The sequence below is a fragment of the Rhodococcus sp. 114MFTsu3.1 genome (genome assembly GCF_000383555.1).
In the GTDB taxonomy this organism is placed as follows: domain Bacteria; phylum Actinomycetota; class Actinomycetes; order Mycobacteriales; family Mycobacteriaceae; genus Rhodococcoides; species Rhodococcoides fascians_E.
The window spans coordinates 55,457-68,943 of sequence record NZ_KB911564.1 but is presented as its reverse complement, the minus strand read 5'-3'; the positions used below and the strand labels follow the sequence as shown (position 1 = coordinate 68,943).

Genomic DNA, 13,487 nt, shown 5'->3' with positions numbered 1-13,487 from the left:
CACAAAGAAGCTACGCGTCCACTGTGCAATATCTGAAACAACACACGAAAGTTGTATTTCAGGTACACAACTACATGAAAACCAAGAACGAACACACACACTGTGTGTGTCTCCGACTTCGGTTCGTTCGTGACACTGTTTCACAGAGTTACGGCGGCCATAGCGGAGGGGAAACGCCCGGTCCCATTCCGAACCCGGAAGCTAAGCCCTCCAGCGCCGATGGTACTGCACCCGACAGGGTGTGGGAGAGTAGGACACCGCCGAACACACTTTCACAGCACACCCCCGGGAACCACACGGTCCCCGGGGGTGTTCTGCATACCCGAACCAAAAACACACCCCACCGCACACCCCCTCAGACACCGGTCGCCCACGTGCCGGACGCTCACCCCCGTGCTGGCACTACGCCGTGCACCTGACACAACGGCGAGCATCCGCACCGATAACCGGTCGAGCACACCCACGAAAACACCCCCCGAATGTGCGCTGACACCACCCCCACACGCACAACACGAGGGTGAATCCACCACCCCGTCCGCCAGGCCAGAAACACAGACGCACGGCCAGGTGCCAGCACTACGGCGTGCACCTGACACAACGGCGAGCGTTTGCGCGAGGACTGACCCGCGCACCCGTTGATTGGCATGGGTTTGCCCCTGCCCCATGTACCCGGGGCGGGACGTCAGGCGGTGGGGGAGGCGAGGACGGTTTCTGCGGATCGGCCGCGGAGGGTGACGCTGTCTCCGAATTCCCAGCATGAGCTTTCGGGATTGGATGCGCCCTCCACCGTGATCTTCGAGGCAAGGATGGCGCCGGGGGCGTTCTTGGCCAGGTCCGACAGGCGGGCGGCTTCGTTGACCGGATCGCCGATGACGGTGTATTCGAAGCGTGACTTCGCACCGACGTTGCCGGCGACTGCGCGTCCGGAGGCGACGCCGACGGCTGCACTGCACTCGGGTACCTCGTCGCGAAGCCGTGTACTGATCTTCCGTGCGGCCGCAAGGGCAGCGCCGCAGTGGTCTTCCATATCGCCCGGAGCTCCGAAGATGGCGAGGGCGGCGTCACCTTCGAATTTGTTGATGAAGCCGCCGTGCTCGTCGACCTCGTCGACCACCACGGCGAAGAATCGGTTGAGAAGTGCGACGACTTCGGCGGGCGGACGCGTCGATGCGATTTCCGTCGAACCGACCAGGTCGATGAAGAAGACCGCAATGTCTCGTTCTTCGCCACCGAGTTCGGGGTTCTTGCTCAGTGCCGCTTCGGCCACCTCGTGTCCGACGTGGCGACCGAAGAGATCACGGATCTTCTCTCGTTCGCGGATGCCGTCGGCCATGCGATTGAAGCCGCTCTGGAGTTCGCCGAGCTCGGTGCCGTCGTACACGGCAAGGTGCACGTCCGAGTTGCCTCGCTCGAGCTCCGCCATTCCCGATCTCACATTGCTGATGGGTGCGGTAGTGGCGAAACCACCCAGGAGAGTCAGGAAGAAACCGAAGACGAGTGTGATACCTCCGAGCGCCAGAATCGCGACGGCCATCTTGTCCGCGTTCGTCTGGTACGGCCTGATGAAGCTGAAGATTGCAATGATCATGAGCCCGGCGACGGGTACTCCGGTCCCGAGGATCCAGGACAGAATCGACCGCCCCATCACACCCGCGATTCGAATGCGTCGTGGATCGCCGGCCTCGAGCGCGCGTGCTGCTGCCGGGCGCAGCGCGAACTCGCTCAGCAGATAGCTGAACGCGCAGACGACGGTTCCACCGGCACCGATCGTGAACGCCACCTTGGGGATCGACTGGGGATCGATGATGCCGTCGATCGTCGTGATCAGGACGAGCCCAACTGTCCACAACAGGATCTGAACGCGGGTGAGCTGCCACGGCATGGACAGCGTGTTGACCTGCTCCTTGCGCGTCGGCTTACGGTCCTCGATCGCCCACCTCAACGCCCGGACGGCACGTGTAGTACCCCAGAGAACACCGACGATGAACGCCAAGCCGACGTAGACCGGAATGACGATGTAATTGACCCACCAGTACTTGGGAACCAGCACATCGGGCCCCGGCACCACAACACTCACCAGTGCACCCACGATGACGGCACCGATGAGATTGGACCCCAGCAGGAAGATCGTGAGCAGTATCTGGACGCGGACACGTCGACGTCTGGGGGACTCGGACGTGTCGCCGAGTAGGCGTGATCCGAGCGGTGCGGCGGATCGTCTGAATTGCGGCATGGTGGTCACAGACTAGCGGTCGGTTTGGCTTAGGGTGGGCAAGTGCGTCTCGTAATTGCTCGGTGCCAAGTGGACTACGTCGGCCGTCTTACCGCTCATCTTCCTCCTGCTAGGAGGCTACTTCTCGTCAAGTCCGACGGGTCGGTCAGTATTCACGCCGACGATCGAGCGTACAAGCCGTTGAACTGGATGAGTCCACCGTGCTGGACTGTCGAATCCACCGAGGACGACACCATCAAATGGGTCGTGACCAACAAGGCCGGCGAGGAACTGCGCATCACGATCGAGGACGTCGAACTCGATTCGAGCCATGAGCTCGGCGTGGACCCCGGTCTCGTCAAGGATGGCGTCGAGTCGCATCTGCAGGAGCTGTTGGCGGAACACGTGGAGACTCTCGGTGAGGGTTACACGTTGGTTCGCCGCGAGTACATGACGGCCATCGGGCCAGTGGATCTGCTGTGCCGCAACGCCGACGGCGGGACGGTCGCGGTGGAGATCAAGCGCCGGGGTGAGATCGACGGCGTCGAACAGCTCACCCGCTATCTCGAGCTGTTGAACCGGGATCCGGTGCTGGCGCCGGTCAGTGGAGTTTTCGCCGCTCAAGTCATCAAACCGCAGGCACGGACGTTGGCGACGGACCGCGGAATCCGTTGCCTGACCCTCGACTACGACGTTCTTCGTGGAACCGAGAGCACGGAGTTTCGGCTGTTCTGACGGCTTCTTCTACAATCGAGACCGTGCCTCGGCGTAATCACGACAGGAAAGCGAGCCGTAGAACCAACGGTTCGCGTGATTCGCGTCCCGATTCGCTGATGGGTGGCGCCCGGATCGAGAGTGGTCCGTCGGGGTGGTCCGACGAGGAGTTCACGACTCGCACCGTCCCCGGAAACCGGGCGACGAAGACCTACCGATGCCCGGGCTGCGATCACGAGATCAGACCTGGGGTGTCGCATATCGTGGCGTGGCCGGCGGCCGAGCTCGGGGGCCCGGACAATCGTCGGCACTGGCATTCCGGCTGCTGGTCGGGGAGGGCGACCCGCGGCCTGACGCGGCGCTGGTCGTAACCAGCGCCGCATTCATCCGTCAGGAAGACGCTTCGGCCTTGTCCTTGTCGTCGGCCTTGTCGGACGACTCGTCGTCCTTGCCGAGTGCGATCGCCTCGGGGGAGTCCAGTAGTTCGCTCTCGCGGTTGACGGACGCCAGCATCGCGGGAACCGAATCGAGTTGTCCGCGAATGCCCAAGAGCTGAGCCAGAACTCGGCTTCGGAGGACCCGAAGTTCCTCGGCGAGTTCCTTCGAATGTGCAATGCGACGTTCGCTCTGCTCGGTAGCGGCCTGGAGTCGACGGGTGGCTTCCGTCGTTGCCTCCTCGATGCGGTGCGCCGCATCGGCCTTGCTCGAGCTTTCGAGATCCTCCAGTGCAGCGAGGATCTTCGTGCGGCGGTCCGCCATCGTGATCTCGAAGTCCTCCTGCACCTTGGCGCGCTTGGCCTCGGACTCCGCAGCGAGCTGGTCACGCTCGGCCTGTGCGGCTTCGACGACTCGCGCCGCCTCCGTCCGGGCCTGAGCCATCGTCTGCTCGTGCTCGGTCTCGAGCGCGGACCGACGTTCTTCCAGCTCGGCTACGAGCGACTCGTGACGGCCGCGGAGACGAGCGCTCTCCTGCTCGGCGACCGAGACCATTTCCTCGGCCTCGGCGTGTGCCTTTGCCCTGACCTCCGATGCCTCGTCCGAAGCGAGGCGGAGCATGCGAGAGATACGGTCGCTCATGCCTTCTGCGGTGGTCGGCGGTACCGACAGGCGATCGATGTCCTTGCGGAGTTCGTCGATCTCGTCTCGGGCGTCGTCGAGTTGCTTGGCCAGGTCGCGGGCCTGTGCAGCCGCGGCATCACGATCAGCGGTCGTCAGCCGCAGTTCGGCGTCGAACCTTTCGAAATAGTTCGTGACTTCGTCGCGGTCGAATCCCTTTCGGACGAGGGAGAAGGGAAGTTGCACACCGGTGCGCTCTTGCTCTGTGGCCATGGCGGTCAATTTACCGGTGCGTAGGGTAGAGAGCCAGACGATGGGTCAATGGATCGGACTTTTGGTCGGTTCTACGAGTTCGATGAGGACTCCGCCCGCATCTTTGGGATGAACGAAGTTGATTTTCGAGTCCGCAGTGCCTCGGCGGGGCTCGTCGTAGAGCAGTCGAACGCCGCGCGCCCGCAACTCCGTCGAGATCCGGCCGATGTCCGTGACGCGATATGCGAGCTGCTGCAAGCCCGGCCCGTTGCGATCGATGAACTTGGCGATCGTCGAGTTCTCGTCGAGCGGCGCGAGGAGCTGCAACGCCGTCGACCCGTCCGAGGCGCCGGGGAAGGACAACATCGCCTCGCGAACTCCCTGGCTTTCGTTGACCTCTTCGTGGGTCGAGACCATGCCGAGATGCTCGGCGTACCAGGCGATGGCTACATCGAGATCGGGGACGGCAATACCGACGTGGTCGATCGCCGTGACGAGGTCTGATGGAAGAGGGAGTCCCTTGGACGGTCGAGTGTCGGTAGTCATAGAGTCGACGTTAGCGGTGGTTGCTTGGCAACGCTCACCGGGGCTGTCAAAGTAAATGGCGACTAACTTCGTCGCATACGGTTGGAGGAACATCGTGACCACGTCCGTCATCGTCGCCGGGGCCAGGACCCCGGTTGGTCGGTTGTCCGGAGCACTGAAGGATTTCTCGGGTTCGGATCTCGGCGGGATCGCGATCAAGGGCGCGTTGGACAAGTCGGGAGTCGCTCCCGAGCTTGTCGAGTACGTCATCATGGGGCAGGTCCTCACCGCGGGTGCGGGTCAGATCCCGGCACGGCAGGCTGCGGTCGCGGCGGGGATTCCGATGGATGTTCCGGCGTTGACGATCAACAAGGTGTGTCTGTCGGGTGTCGATGCGATCGCGTTGGCCGATCAGCTGATCCGGGCGGGGGAATTCGAGGTCGTCGTCGCCGGTGGTCAGGAATCGATGACCCAAGCACCGCACATGCTCGAGAAGTCGCGTGCGGGGTTCAAGTACGGCGATGTGACGATGAAGGATCACCTCGCCTACGACGGCTTGTACGACATCTTCACCGACCAGGCCATGGGCGGGCTCACCGAATCGCGTAACGAGGGTGCAGTCGCGTCCACCCGTGAGGAGCAGGACGCGTTCGCGGCGGCGTCGCATCAGCGTGCGGCGACGGCGTGGAAGAACGGTGTGTTCGACGACGAGGTCGTGCCGGTGCAGATCCCGCAGCGCAAGGGCGATCCGATCGTGTTCTCCCAGGACGAGGGCATCCGTGCCGACACCACCACCGACACCCTGGCCAAGCTGCGGCCGGCGTTCTCCAAGAGCGGCACCATCACCGCGGGTAATGCCTCGACGATCAACGACGGTGCCGCCGCGGTGATCGTGATGAGCAAGGCCAAGGCCGAAAGCTTGGGGCTGGAGTGGATCGCGGAGATCGGTGCACACGGTGTCGTTGCCGGGCCGGATTCGTCGTTGCAGTCGCAGCCGGCGCGGGCGATCGTGAAAGCGTGCGCGAAGGAAGGGATCGATCCGAAGGCTTTGGATCTGATCGAGATCAACGAGGCGTTCGCTGCGGTCGGTATCGCCTCGACGCGTGAACTGGGTGTGGACGAGAGCAAGGTCAACGTCAACGGTGGTGCTATCTCCATCGGGCATCCTCTTGGGATGTCCGGTGCGCGTATCGCTCTGCACCTCGCGCTGGAACTGCAGCGTCGCGGCGGTGGTGTCGGCGCAGCTGCACTGTGCGGCGGAGGCGGACAAGGCGACGCGCTGATCATTCGGGTGCCGAAGAAGTAAAGAGAAAGTAAGCCCACAGCATGGTGGCTCTGGTCAAGACCTACGGGTGAGATCAGAGCCACTACGCTGTGTCGTAGTAGTTCGGGCACAATGGTCTTCCATGGTGAACTTCTTCGACCTGAGCACGACCGCCAAGCGCTTCCGTTTCGTCGCAGTCCTGGAGGCCCTCACGTGGCTCGGTCTGCTCATCGGAATGGCGTTCAAGTACATCCCGGCCGACGGCAACGAGATCGGCGTCAAGATCTTCGGACCGATTCATGGCGCTGTTTTCGTCCTCTACCTGGTCGTCACGGTCGTCACGGCGGTGAAGCTGCGCTGGAACGTCGTCACGACACTTCTCGCCGCAGTCGCCAGCGTGCCGCCGTTCGGCACGGTCGTCTTCGAAATCTGGGCAGCGCGGACAGGAAAGCTCGCTGAGCTCAGTGGACCGGGCGTCGGTCTCGGTAAGGGCTCGACCGTCGCGTAGGAGTGGAGCCTGCGGAATGACCCGGGTTGGGCGGGAGTGGAGCCTGCGGAATGACCCGGGTTGGGCGGGAGTGGAGCCTGCGGAATGACCCGGGTTGGGCGGGAGTGGAGCCTGCGGAATGACCCGGATTGGGCAGGAGTGGAGTGGAGCCTGCGGAATGACCCGGGCGGGAGCGACGACCTTCCCGGTAGTGGGCGGGCGGATGAGATGACAAACTGTAGAGCGTGACTCGTCCCGGTTCTCGCTCGTCAGCCCGTCCGCCAGCAGCTGTTCCGGCATCCATCGCCGGTGCAGTGGATCTGTCCGCCCTGAAAGACCGTCCGGCGCCGCCACCTGCGGCGGCTGGTGAGGTCGCCGAAGGCGGTTTGCCTCCGATCGTCGACGTGACGACCGCCACTTTCGAAGACGAGGTTCTACGCCGATCGTCTCAGGTGCCGGTCGTCGTCGATCTGGGTTCTGCCCGGTCGCCGCAGTCTGTTTCGCTCACTCGTCTGCTCGGACAGCTGGCTCTGGAGGCCGGCGGCCGGTGGATCCATGCACGCGTCGACGTGGATACCAACCCGCAGATCGCGCAGGCGTTCGGTGTGCAGGCGATCCCCACCGTCGTTGCTGTCGCGAGTGGACAGCCCCTCGCTGACTTCCAGGGATCGCAGCCGGAGGATCAGCTTCGGAAGTGGATCGAGGCGATCGAACAGGCCACGGCCGGAAAGCTCACGGGGCCTCCTGGAGCAGAGCCGATCGAAGACGAGCCGGAGCCGGAAGACCCGAGGCTCGTGGCGGCCGAAGAGGCCCTCGACGAGGGCGACTTCGACAAGGCCATCGCGGCGTACGAGGACATCATCGCTGCCGAGCCTGCGAACGCCGACGCCAAAGCTGCGCTGCGGCAGGTCAAGTTCCTGGCGCGGGTGCAGAACGTCGACGCCGATGCTGTGGCGAAGGCCGACGCCGACCCTGCCGATGTCGCGGCACGGATCGAAGCTGCCGACGTCGAACTGTCGCAGCAGAATCCAGAGGCAGCGTTCGGCCGTCTCATCGACGGCGTCAAGCGCACTGCGGGTGACGAGAGAACGCAGTTGCGGACCCGGTTGCTCGAGCTGTTCGAACTGTTCGACGCCGCCGACCCTGTTGTTGTCGCGGCGCGCAGGAAGCTCGCGTCCGCGCTGTACTGACCGGGCTGTACTGACCGGGTTGTTCGGCCTCAGCGGTAGCGGGCGTTGCAGGTGTCCTGGCCGCCCAGAACTCCCGAGCGGAACGCGTCGACACGCGAGAAGCCGCTCGGGAGGGTGACGCCGTTGATGTCGCTTGCCGTCAATCCGTCACTGAGGAGACCGGACACGGCCTCGTCGAGGTCGCCGGGGGACAGCCACACTTCGAGGTCGGTGGCCTCCGGGTTCTCCGAACTCAACCCGGCGGTGATCACTCCGGACAGGCATGCCGAGCGCAGCGCGGTCTGGGGGTTGTCGAGCGGCTGTCCTGCCGCGTTCTGGACCGCGAGCGTGTAGCGGGATGCGAACAGCACATAGGCGCTGTAATCGCCGGAGACGTTCAGAGGGATGACGTCACCGCGCCGTGGCCGCTCGGCGGTTCCGAGCTCGGCGAGCGCTGGAACGTCCACACCGATGGTGTTGCTCGATGCGCAGTACGACACCGGCTCGGTCGACGTTCCTTCCGGGCAGCCGGTGTCGGTGCCGTCGTAGGACACCGTCGGGGGATTCGGAAGTGCAAGAAGGCTTTCGAAGGACCGCACGAAGGCTTGCAGCGTTTCCTCGGTCACCGGCAGTTCACCGTCGTCGTCGGCGTCGGAGAATTTCTGTGGGAGATCCGCTCGGCGCGAATCGATCTCCGCCTCGTCGATGGCTACGCATGCAGACGCGCCATCGGTGAAACCGAGCTGTACAGCGGTGACTCGCTCGAACGCCGAACCGTGCACCGAATCCGGGTCGTTGGGGTCGACGTCACGCACCGCGACCGTCGCGGCGAGCACGCCGTTCAGCCCGTCGGACGTGTTGATGGTGAAGTGCGGTGACTCGTCCTCGGCGACATGCCGGATGAATGCTCCTGCGAAACAGTCGGCCTGCTGCTCGGCCACGATGGTCGGAGTGTCCTCTCCGACCAGACCGGACTGATGCTGAATCGAATGGCCGTACTCGTGAGCGATGACCATGACCACTGCCATGGGGCCGAAGGCGTCGATCAGTGCAGGCAACAGAATTGTTCGGTCCCAGCCGATCGTGTCGTCCTTCATGCAATACGCAGCGTTGGGGATACCGCCGGTCCGGAAACCACAGAAACGTGCTCCCTGACCTTCCTCCTCGCTCGCATCCCACGAGATCAGCTCCGACACCGGAGTGAACTGCGTCTTGAACAAGTCGGGATACGTCTGCGTCCAGTACCGCTGGATGTCCTCGATCGCGTTGGTCGCGATGACATCCGAGTCGGTACCCTCCGAGCCCGTCACCTGCAGAGTGGAGTTAGTCATGCCGGGGCGCGGACCACTGGGACCGTCGGTGACAGGCAGACCCGCCACGGTGAACGGGTTGTCGTAGATCGACACGGCGCGGCCGTCGACGCTCTGCGCGCACGACGCGAGCAGAGCCGACGCTGCGATCAGTGCGGTCATCCACAGTGTGCGTCGGGTACGACCGCGACTCATCTATCGCTCCAGTTTGATCCAGATCGCTCCGTTGGCGGGGAGCGCGACCTGCGCGGACGCGGGTCGGCCATGCCATGAGTGCGAAGTTGCCGTCACTTCTCCGAGATTGCCGACACCGCTTCCGCCGTACGAGGTGGCATCCGTGTTGAGGATCTCGCTCCAACGTCCCAGTTCCGGTAGTCCGACACGATAGTCGCCGCGTACGACTCCTGAGAAGTTGAAGATGCACGCCACCACAGACCCGTCGGATCCGTAACGCAGAAAACTCAGGACATTGTTCTCGGTGTCGTTGGCGTCGATCCAGGAGTAGCCGCTGGGGGAGGTGTCCAAGGTCCACAGCGCCGAGTGCTGCCGATACGTCGCGTTCAGGTCGGTGACCAGGTTGAGGACTCCGCGGTGGAGACCGTCGTCGTCGAGGTGGAACCAGTCGAGTCCACGTTCTTCCGACCATTCGCGAATCTGGCCGAATTCCTGACCCATGAACAGCAGTTGCTTGCCCGGGTGCGCCCACATGTAGGCCAGCATTCCGCGCAGACCGGCCGCCTTCGCGTGATCGTCGCCGGGCATACGCGTCCACAACGTTCCCTTGCCGTGCACCACTTCGTCGTGACTGATCGGCAGCAGGTAGTTCTCGCTCCACGCATACACGAGCGAGAACGTGATCTCGTGGTGGTGGTACGTCCGGTGGATCGGATCACGCCCCAGGAAACCGAGCGTGTCGTGCATCCACCCCATGTTCCACTTCATGTTGAAGCCCAAGCCGCCGACATTCGTCGGACGAGTGACGCCCGGCCAGGCCGTCGACTCCTCGGCGACGGTCACGACTCCCTGGAACTTCTTGTGTACGGTCGCGTTCATCTCCTGCAGGAACGAGACCGCTTCGAGGTTCTCGCGGCCACCGTGAATGTTGGGGGTCCACCCGCCCTCGGGGCGCGAGTAGTCCAGGTAGAGCATCGACGCGACGGCGTCGACGCGGAGTCCGTCGATGTGGAACTCGTCGAGCCAGAACAAGGCGTTCGCGACGAGGAAGTTGCGGACCTCGCGTCGGCCGAAATCGAAAACCAATGTGCCCCAGTCGAGCTGCTCGCCGCGCTTGGGATCGCCGTGCTCGTACAACGGGCCACCGTCGAACCGGGCCAGCGCCCATTCGTCCTTGGGGAAATGCGCGGGGACCCAGTCGACGATGACGCCGATGCCTCGCTCGTGCAGGTGATCGACGAAGTAGCGAAAATCGTCGGGGCTGCCGAAACGAGATGTCGGAGCGTAGTAGGACGTGACCTGGTAACCCCACGACCCACCGAACGGATGTTCCGCCACGGGAAGCAGTTCGACGTGCGTGAAGCCGGTCTCGATGACGTAGTCCGCGAGCTGATGCGCGACTTCGCGATAACCGAGGCCCTGACGCCACGACGCCAGGTGCACTTCGTAGACACTCATCGGTGCCGCGGTGGGCTCGATGCCTGCACGGGTGTCGAGCCAGGCGTCGTCCGTCCACTCGAACTCGGAACTGGAGACGACCGACGCGGTGGCAGGCGGAATCTCGGTGGCGAACGCCATCGGGTCGGCCTTGTCCCGGGTGACTCCGTCCGAGCCGTGGATGCGGTACTTGTAGATCGCACCCGGCTGCAGGTCCGGGACGAACAGTTCCCAGACGCCGGTGGACCCCAGAGCGCGCATCGGGAAGCTGCGACCGCTCCAGCCGTCGAAGTCACCGATGACGGTGACCCCGGACGCAGCAGGCGCCCAGACCGCGAACGACACACCACTGACGTCGCCGTCGGGGGTGGTGTAGTTCTGTCGATGGGCTCCCAGGATGTCCCAGAGCCTTTCGTGCCGTCCCTCGCCGAACAGATGCAGATCCAGTTCGCCCAGGGTCGGCAGGAACCGATAGCCGTCGGCGGCCACCGAGACATGCCCACCCGGCCACGTCGTGACCAGCCGATAGTCCATCAGATCCTCGAACGGGACCAGGCCCGAGAACACGCCGTGCGCGACGTGTGTCAGCGGGTAGTCGGTACCACCGATTCGCGCGACGACGGAATCCGCGTTCGGCTTCAGAGCGCGGATCGCGGTCCCGCCCGGTGCGGGGTGCGCTCCGAGCACCGAGTGTGGGTTGTAGTGCGTGCCCTGCGCCAACAACTCCAGGTCGTTGGCGCTGGGTGCTGCCGTGTCGGTGGTGCTCTGGTTCTCGCTCAAGGTGTTCGACTCACTTCCGGTTGCCGCGGTAGGCCAAGTCGAGACGCGCCGGATACGGAATGGGCGGAAGCGCAAGGATGTGCGCGACTGCCTTCCACGGCTCCAACTTCACGAAATTGGCCTGACCCCAATGGAACTGCTGACCGGTCACCTCGTCGGTGACCGTCAGCGTGTCGTGCCAGTCGAGCCCGATCTGCGGCATGTCCAGCCAGATCGTGCCCTCCTCCGATCCGAACGGGTCGAGATTGATCACCACGAGCACCGAATCCCCGGTGCCCGGATCGAATTTCGAGTACGCGATGAGTGCGTCGTTGTCCACATTGTGGAAGTGGATGTTGCGCAGTTGCTGTAGAGCGGGATGTGCGCGTCGGATGGAGTTGAGCGTGGCGAGCCACGGTTCCAGGGACTCGCCGCGCGCCAACGCGCCCTCGAAGTCGCGTGGACGAAGCTGATACTTCTCGGAGTCGAGGTATTCCTCGCTTCCCGGCCGTACCGCCTGATGCTCGTACAGTTCGTATCCCGAGTACACGCCCCACGTCGGAGACATCGTCGCGGCCAGAGCAGCGCGCAGCGCGAACACTCCGGGACCGCCGTGCTGCAGACTCTCGTGCAGGATGTCCGGGGTGTTGACGAACAGGTTGGGACGCGCATCGTCGGCTCGACGAGCATGCTCCTCGGCGAATTCGGTGAGCTCCCACTTGGCTGTTCGCCACGTGAAATACGTGTAGGACTGCGTGAACCCGCGCATCGCCAACCCGTACATACGTGCGGGACGGGTGAAGGCCTCGGCCAGAAAGAGGACCTCGGGATGCGTCTTCTTGACCTCCGCGATCAGCCATTCCCAGAAGTCCGGTGGCTTGGTGTGCGGGTTGTCGACCCGGAAGATCTTGACGCCCAACGACACCCAGTATCGAACGACCCGAAGGACCTCGTCGTAGATTCCTCGTCGGTCGTTGTCGAAGTTGACCGGATAGATGTCCTGGTACTTCTTCGGGGGATTCTCCGCGTACGCAATGGTGCCGTCGGGAAGAACGGTGAACCACTCCGGGTGGTTCTGCGCCCACGGATGATCGGGAGCGGCCTGGAGAGCCAGATCCAGCGCGACCTCCAGATCGAGCGCATGGGCGGCGTCGACGAAGGCTCGAAAATCGGCTTCCGTGCCCAGCTCCGGGTGGATGGCGTCGTGTCCGCCGTCCTTCGAGCCGATCGCCCACGGCGAGCCCACGTCGTCCGGCCCCGGGGTCAGAGTGTTGTTCGGGCCCTTGCGGTTGATCGTTCCGATCGGATGGATCGGGGGCAGGTACACCACGTCGAAGCCCATCCGGGCGACGCGGGGGAGCTGCTCGGTCGATGTAGCGAACGTGCCGTGACGCGGGCTGCCGTCGTCGTTCCATCCACCCGTCGAGCGCGGGAAGAACTCGTACCAGGCGCCGTTCAGCGCGCGCGCTCGATCGACCCAGATGTTGATGCCGTTGGACCGAGTCACCAGTTCACGCAGCGGATGTTCGTGCAGCAACGCCGAGACAGCGGACGCGAACGCCGGGGACACGCGAGCAGGCAACTGGCGATCGGTGTCCCGCAGGGCGACGACGACGTCCTTCAACAGAGCGCGATCCTCGGCGGGGACACCGTCGGCAGCGCTTTCGAACAGCCGGGCGCCGATCTCGAGATCGTTCGCGAGTTCCGCGGCGCTCTGCCCGACCCCGAGTTTGGCCTCGACCGCGTGGCGCCAGGTTGCGACCGGGTCGCTCCACGCCTCGATCCTGCAGATCCAGTACCCGGGAGCAGTAGGAGTGAAGATCGCGTCGAACGTATCGGGTTCACGCCCGGGCGTCATGGTGATCCGCAGCGGCGTACGCAGCCCAGGGCCACGGACGGCCAGCGTCGCGGCAACGGCGTCATGGCCTTCGCGCCACACGTCGGCCGACACCGGAAAAGCCTCGCCCACCACCGCTTTCGCGGGATACTTCCCGGTAGATGTGTCTGGAAGGACATTGTCGATACCGAGTCGACCTGTCACTTCACGCTCCGTTCTTCGCTTCGAGGACTCCTCGCGGTGAGGCGAGAGCCCGGGTCAGTTCGCTGTCGGCGTGCTCGGTGTCAACCG

11 protein-coding genes and 1 rRNA gene are annotated in these 13,487 nt (G+C 64.0%); 6 read left to right on the top strand and 6 right to left on the bottom strand.

Annotation, left to right across the window (positions count from 1 at the left end; translation table 11 throughout):
• Positions 1 to 149: 149 nt before the first annotated feature.
• A 5S ribosomal RNA gene (gene rrf, locus H292_RS0125920) occupies positions 150 to 266 on the top strand.
• Positions 267 to 682: 416 nt separating this feature from the next.
• Here rrf and H292_RS0125915 read toward each other — a convergent pair.
• Positions 683 to 2,233, bottom strand: coding sequence for an adenylate/guanylate cyclase domain-containing protein (locus H292_RS0125915; protein WP_027499100.1), 1,551 nt, complete (start codon positions 2,231 to 2,233; stop codon positions 683 to 685).
• 42 nt (positions 2,234 to 2,275) lie between these two features.
• On the opposite strand from H292_RS0125915, the gene nucS reads away from it, so the two are divergent.
• Together nucS and H292_RS28685 are read left to right on the top strand one after the other, a co-directional pair.
• Positions 2,276 to 2,947, top strand: coding sequence for an endonuclease NucS (gene nucS, locus H292_RS0125910; protein WP_027499099.1), 672 nt, complete (start codon positions 2,276 to 2,278; stop codon positions 2,945 to 2,947).
• 23 nt (positions 2,948 to 2,970) lie between these two features.
• Positions 2,971 to 3,297 (top strand): ATP/GTP-binding protein, encoded by a 327-nt coding sequence (locus H292_RS28685; RefSeq protein ID WP_080733893.1) that lies wholly within the window; start codon positions 2,971 to 2,973, stop codon positions 3,295 to 3,297.
• Positions 3,298 to 3,316: 19 nt separating this feature from the next.
• Here the strand turns inward: H292_RS28685 and H292_RS0125905 are convergent, their stop codons facing one another.
• Both H292_RS0125905 and mce read right to left on the bottom strand, forming a co-directional pair.
• Positions 3,317 to 4,255 (bottom strand): hypothetical protein, encoded by a 939-nt coding sequence (locus tag H292_RS0125905; protein ID WP_019664981.1) that lies wholly within the window; start codon positions 4,253 to 4,255, stop codon positions 3,317 to 3,319.
• 45 nt (positions 4,256 to 4,300) lie between these two features.
• On the bottom strand, positions 4,301 to 4,780 hold the full coding sequence (gene mce, locus H292_RS0125900) for a methylmalonyl-CoA epimerase (protein ID WP_019664980.1): 480 nt from the start codon (positions 4,778 to 4,780) through the stop codon (positions 4,301 to 4,303).
• 94 nt (positions 4,781 to 4,874) lie between these two features.
• On the opposite strand from mce, the gene H292_RS0125895 reads away from it, so the two are divergent.
• The 3 genes from H292_RS0125895 (at position 4,875) to H292_RS0125885 (ending at position 7,700) form a co-directional block, all read left to right on the top strand.
• Positions 4,875 to 6,065: an acetyl-CoA C-acetyltransferase gene (locus H292_RS0125895; RefSeq protein ID WP_027499098.1), complete on the top strand. Its 1,191-nt coding sequence runs from the start codon at positions 4,875 to 4,877 to the stop codon at positions 6,063 to 6,065.
• A gap of 100 nt (positions 6,066 to 6,165) precedes the next feature.
• On the top strand, positions 6,166 to 6,531 hold the full coding sequence (locus H292_RS0125890) for a DUF3817 domain-containing protein (protein ID WP_019664978.1): 366 nt from the start codon (positions 6,166 to 6,168) through the stop codon (positions 6,529 to 6,531).
• A gap of 224 nt (positions 6,532 to 6,755) precedes the next feature.
• A complete protein-coding gene (locus H292_RS0125885) occupies positions 6,756 to 7,700 on the top strand; it encodes a tetratricopeptide repeat protein (RefSeq protein WP_231383929.1) in 945 nt (314 codons plus the stop codon).
• Positions 7,701 to 7,729: 29 nt separating this feature from the next.
• Here H292_RS0125885 and H292_RS0125880 read toward each other — a convergent pair whose 3' ends face one another.
• Genes H292_RS0125880 through H292_RS0125870 form a run of 3 tightly spaced genes read right to left on the bottom strand, consistent with a single transcriptional unit; the run spans position 7,730 to position 13,400 of the window.
• Positions 7,730 to 9,184, bottom strand: a complete 1,455-nt coding sequence (locus tag H292_RS0125880) for a neutral zinc metallopeptidase (protein WP_020113335.1) — start codon at positions 9,182 to 9,184, stop codon at positions 7,730 to 7,732.
• Positions 9,185 to 11,380: a 1,4-alpha-glucan branching protein GlgB gene (gene glgB / locus H292_RS0125875; protein ID WP_019664975.1), complete on the bottom strand. Its 2,196-nt coding sequence runs from the start codon at positions 11,378 to 11,380 to the stop codon at positions 9,185 to 9,187. It lies immediately after the preceding gene.
• A gap of 10 nt (positions 11,381 to 11,390) precedes the next feature.
• Positions 11,391 to 13,400, bottom strand: a complete 2,010-nt coding sequence (locus H292_RS0125870; protein ID WP_020113334.1) for an alpha-1,4-glucan--maltose-1-phosphate maltosyltransferase — start codon at positions 13,398 to 13,400, stop codon at positions 11,391 to 11,393.
• Positions 13,401 to 13,487 lie beyond the last annotated feature (87 nt).

Coding starts and splice junctions, on each gene's coding strand:
- H292_RS0125915 (WP_027499100.1), bottom strand. CDS start 2,233: ATGCCGCAATTCAGACGATCCGCCGCACCGCTCGGATCACGCCTACTC.
- H292_RS0125905 (WP_019664981.1), bottom strand. CDS start 4,255: ATGGCCACAGAGCAAGAGCGCACCGGTGTGCAACTTCCCTTCTCCCTC.
- mce (WP_019664980.1), bottom strand. CDS start 4,780: ATGACTACCGACACTCGACCGTCCAAGGGACTCCCTCTTCCATCAGAC.
- H292_RS0125890 (WP_019664978.1), top strand. CDS start 6,166: ATGGTGAACTTCTTCGACCTGAGCACGACCGCCAAGCGCTTCCGTTTC.
- H292_RS0125880 (WP_020113335.1), bottom strand. CDS start 9,184: ATGAGTCGCGGTCGTACCCGACGCACACTGTGGATGACCGCACTGATC.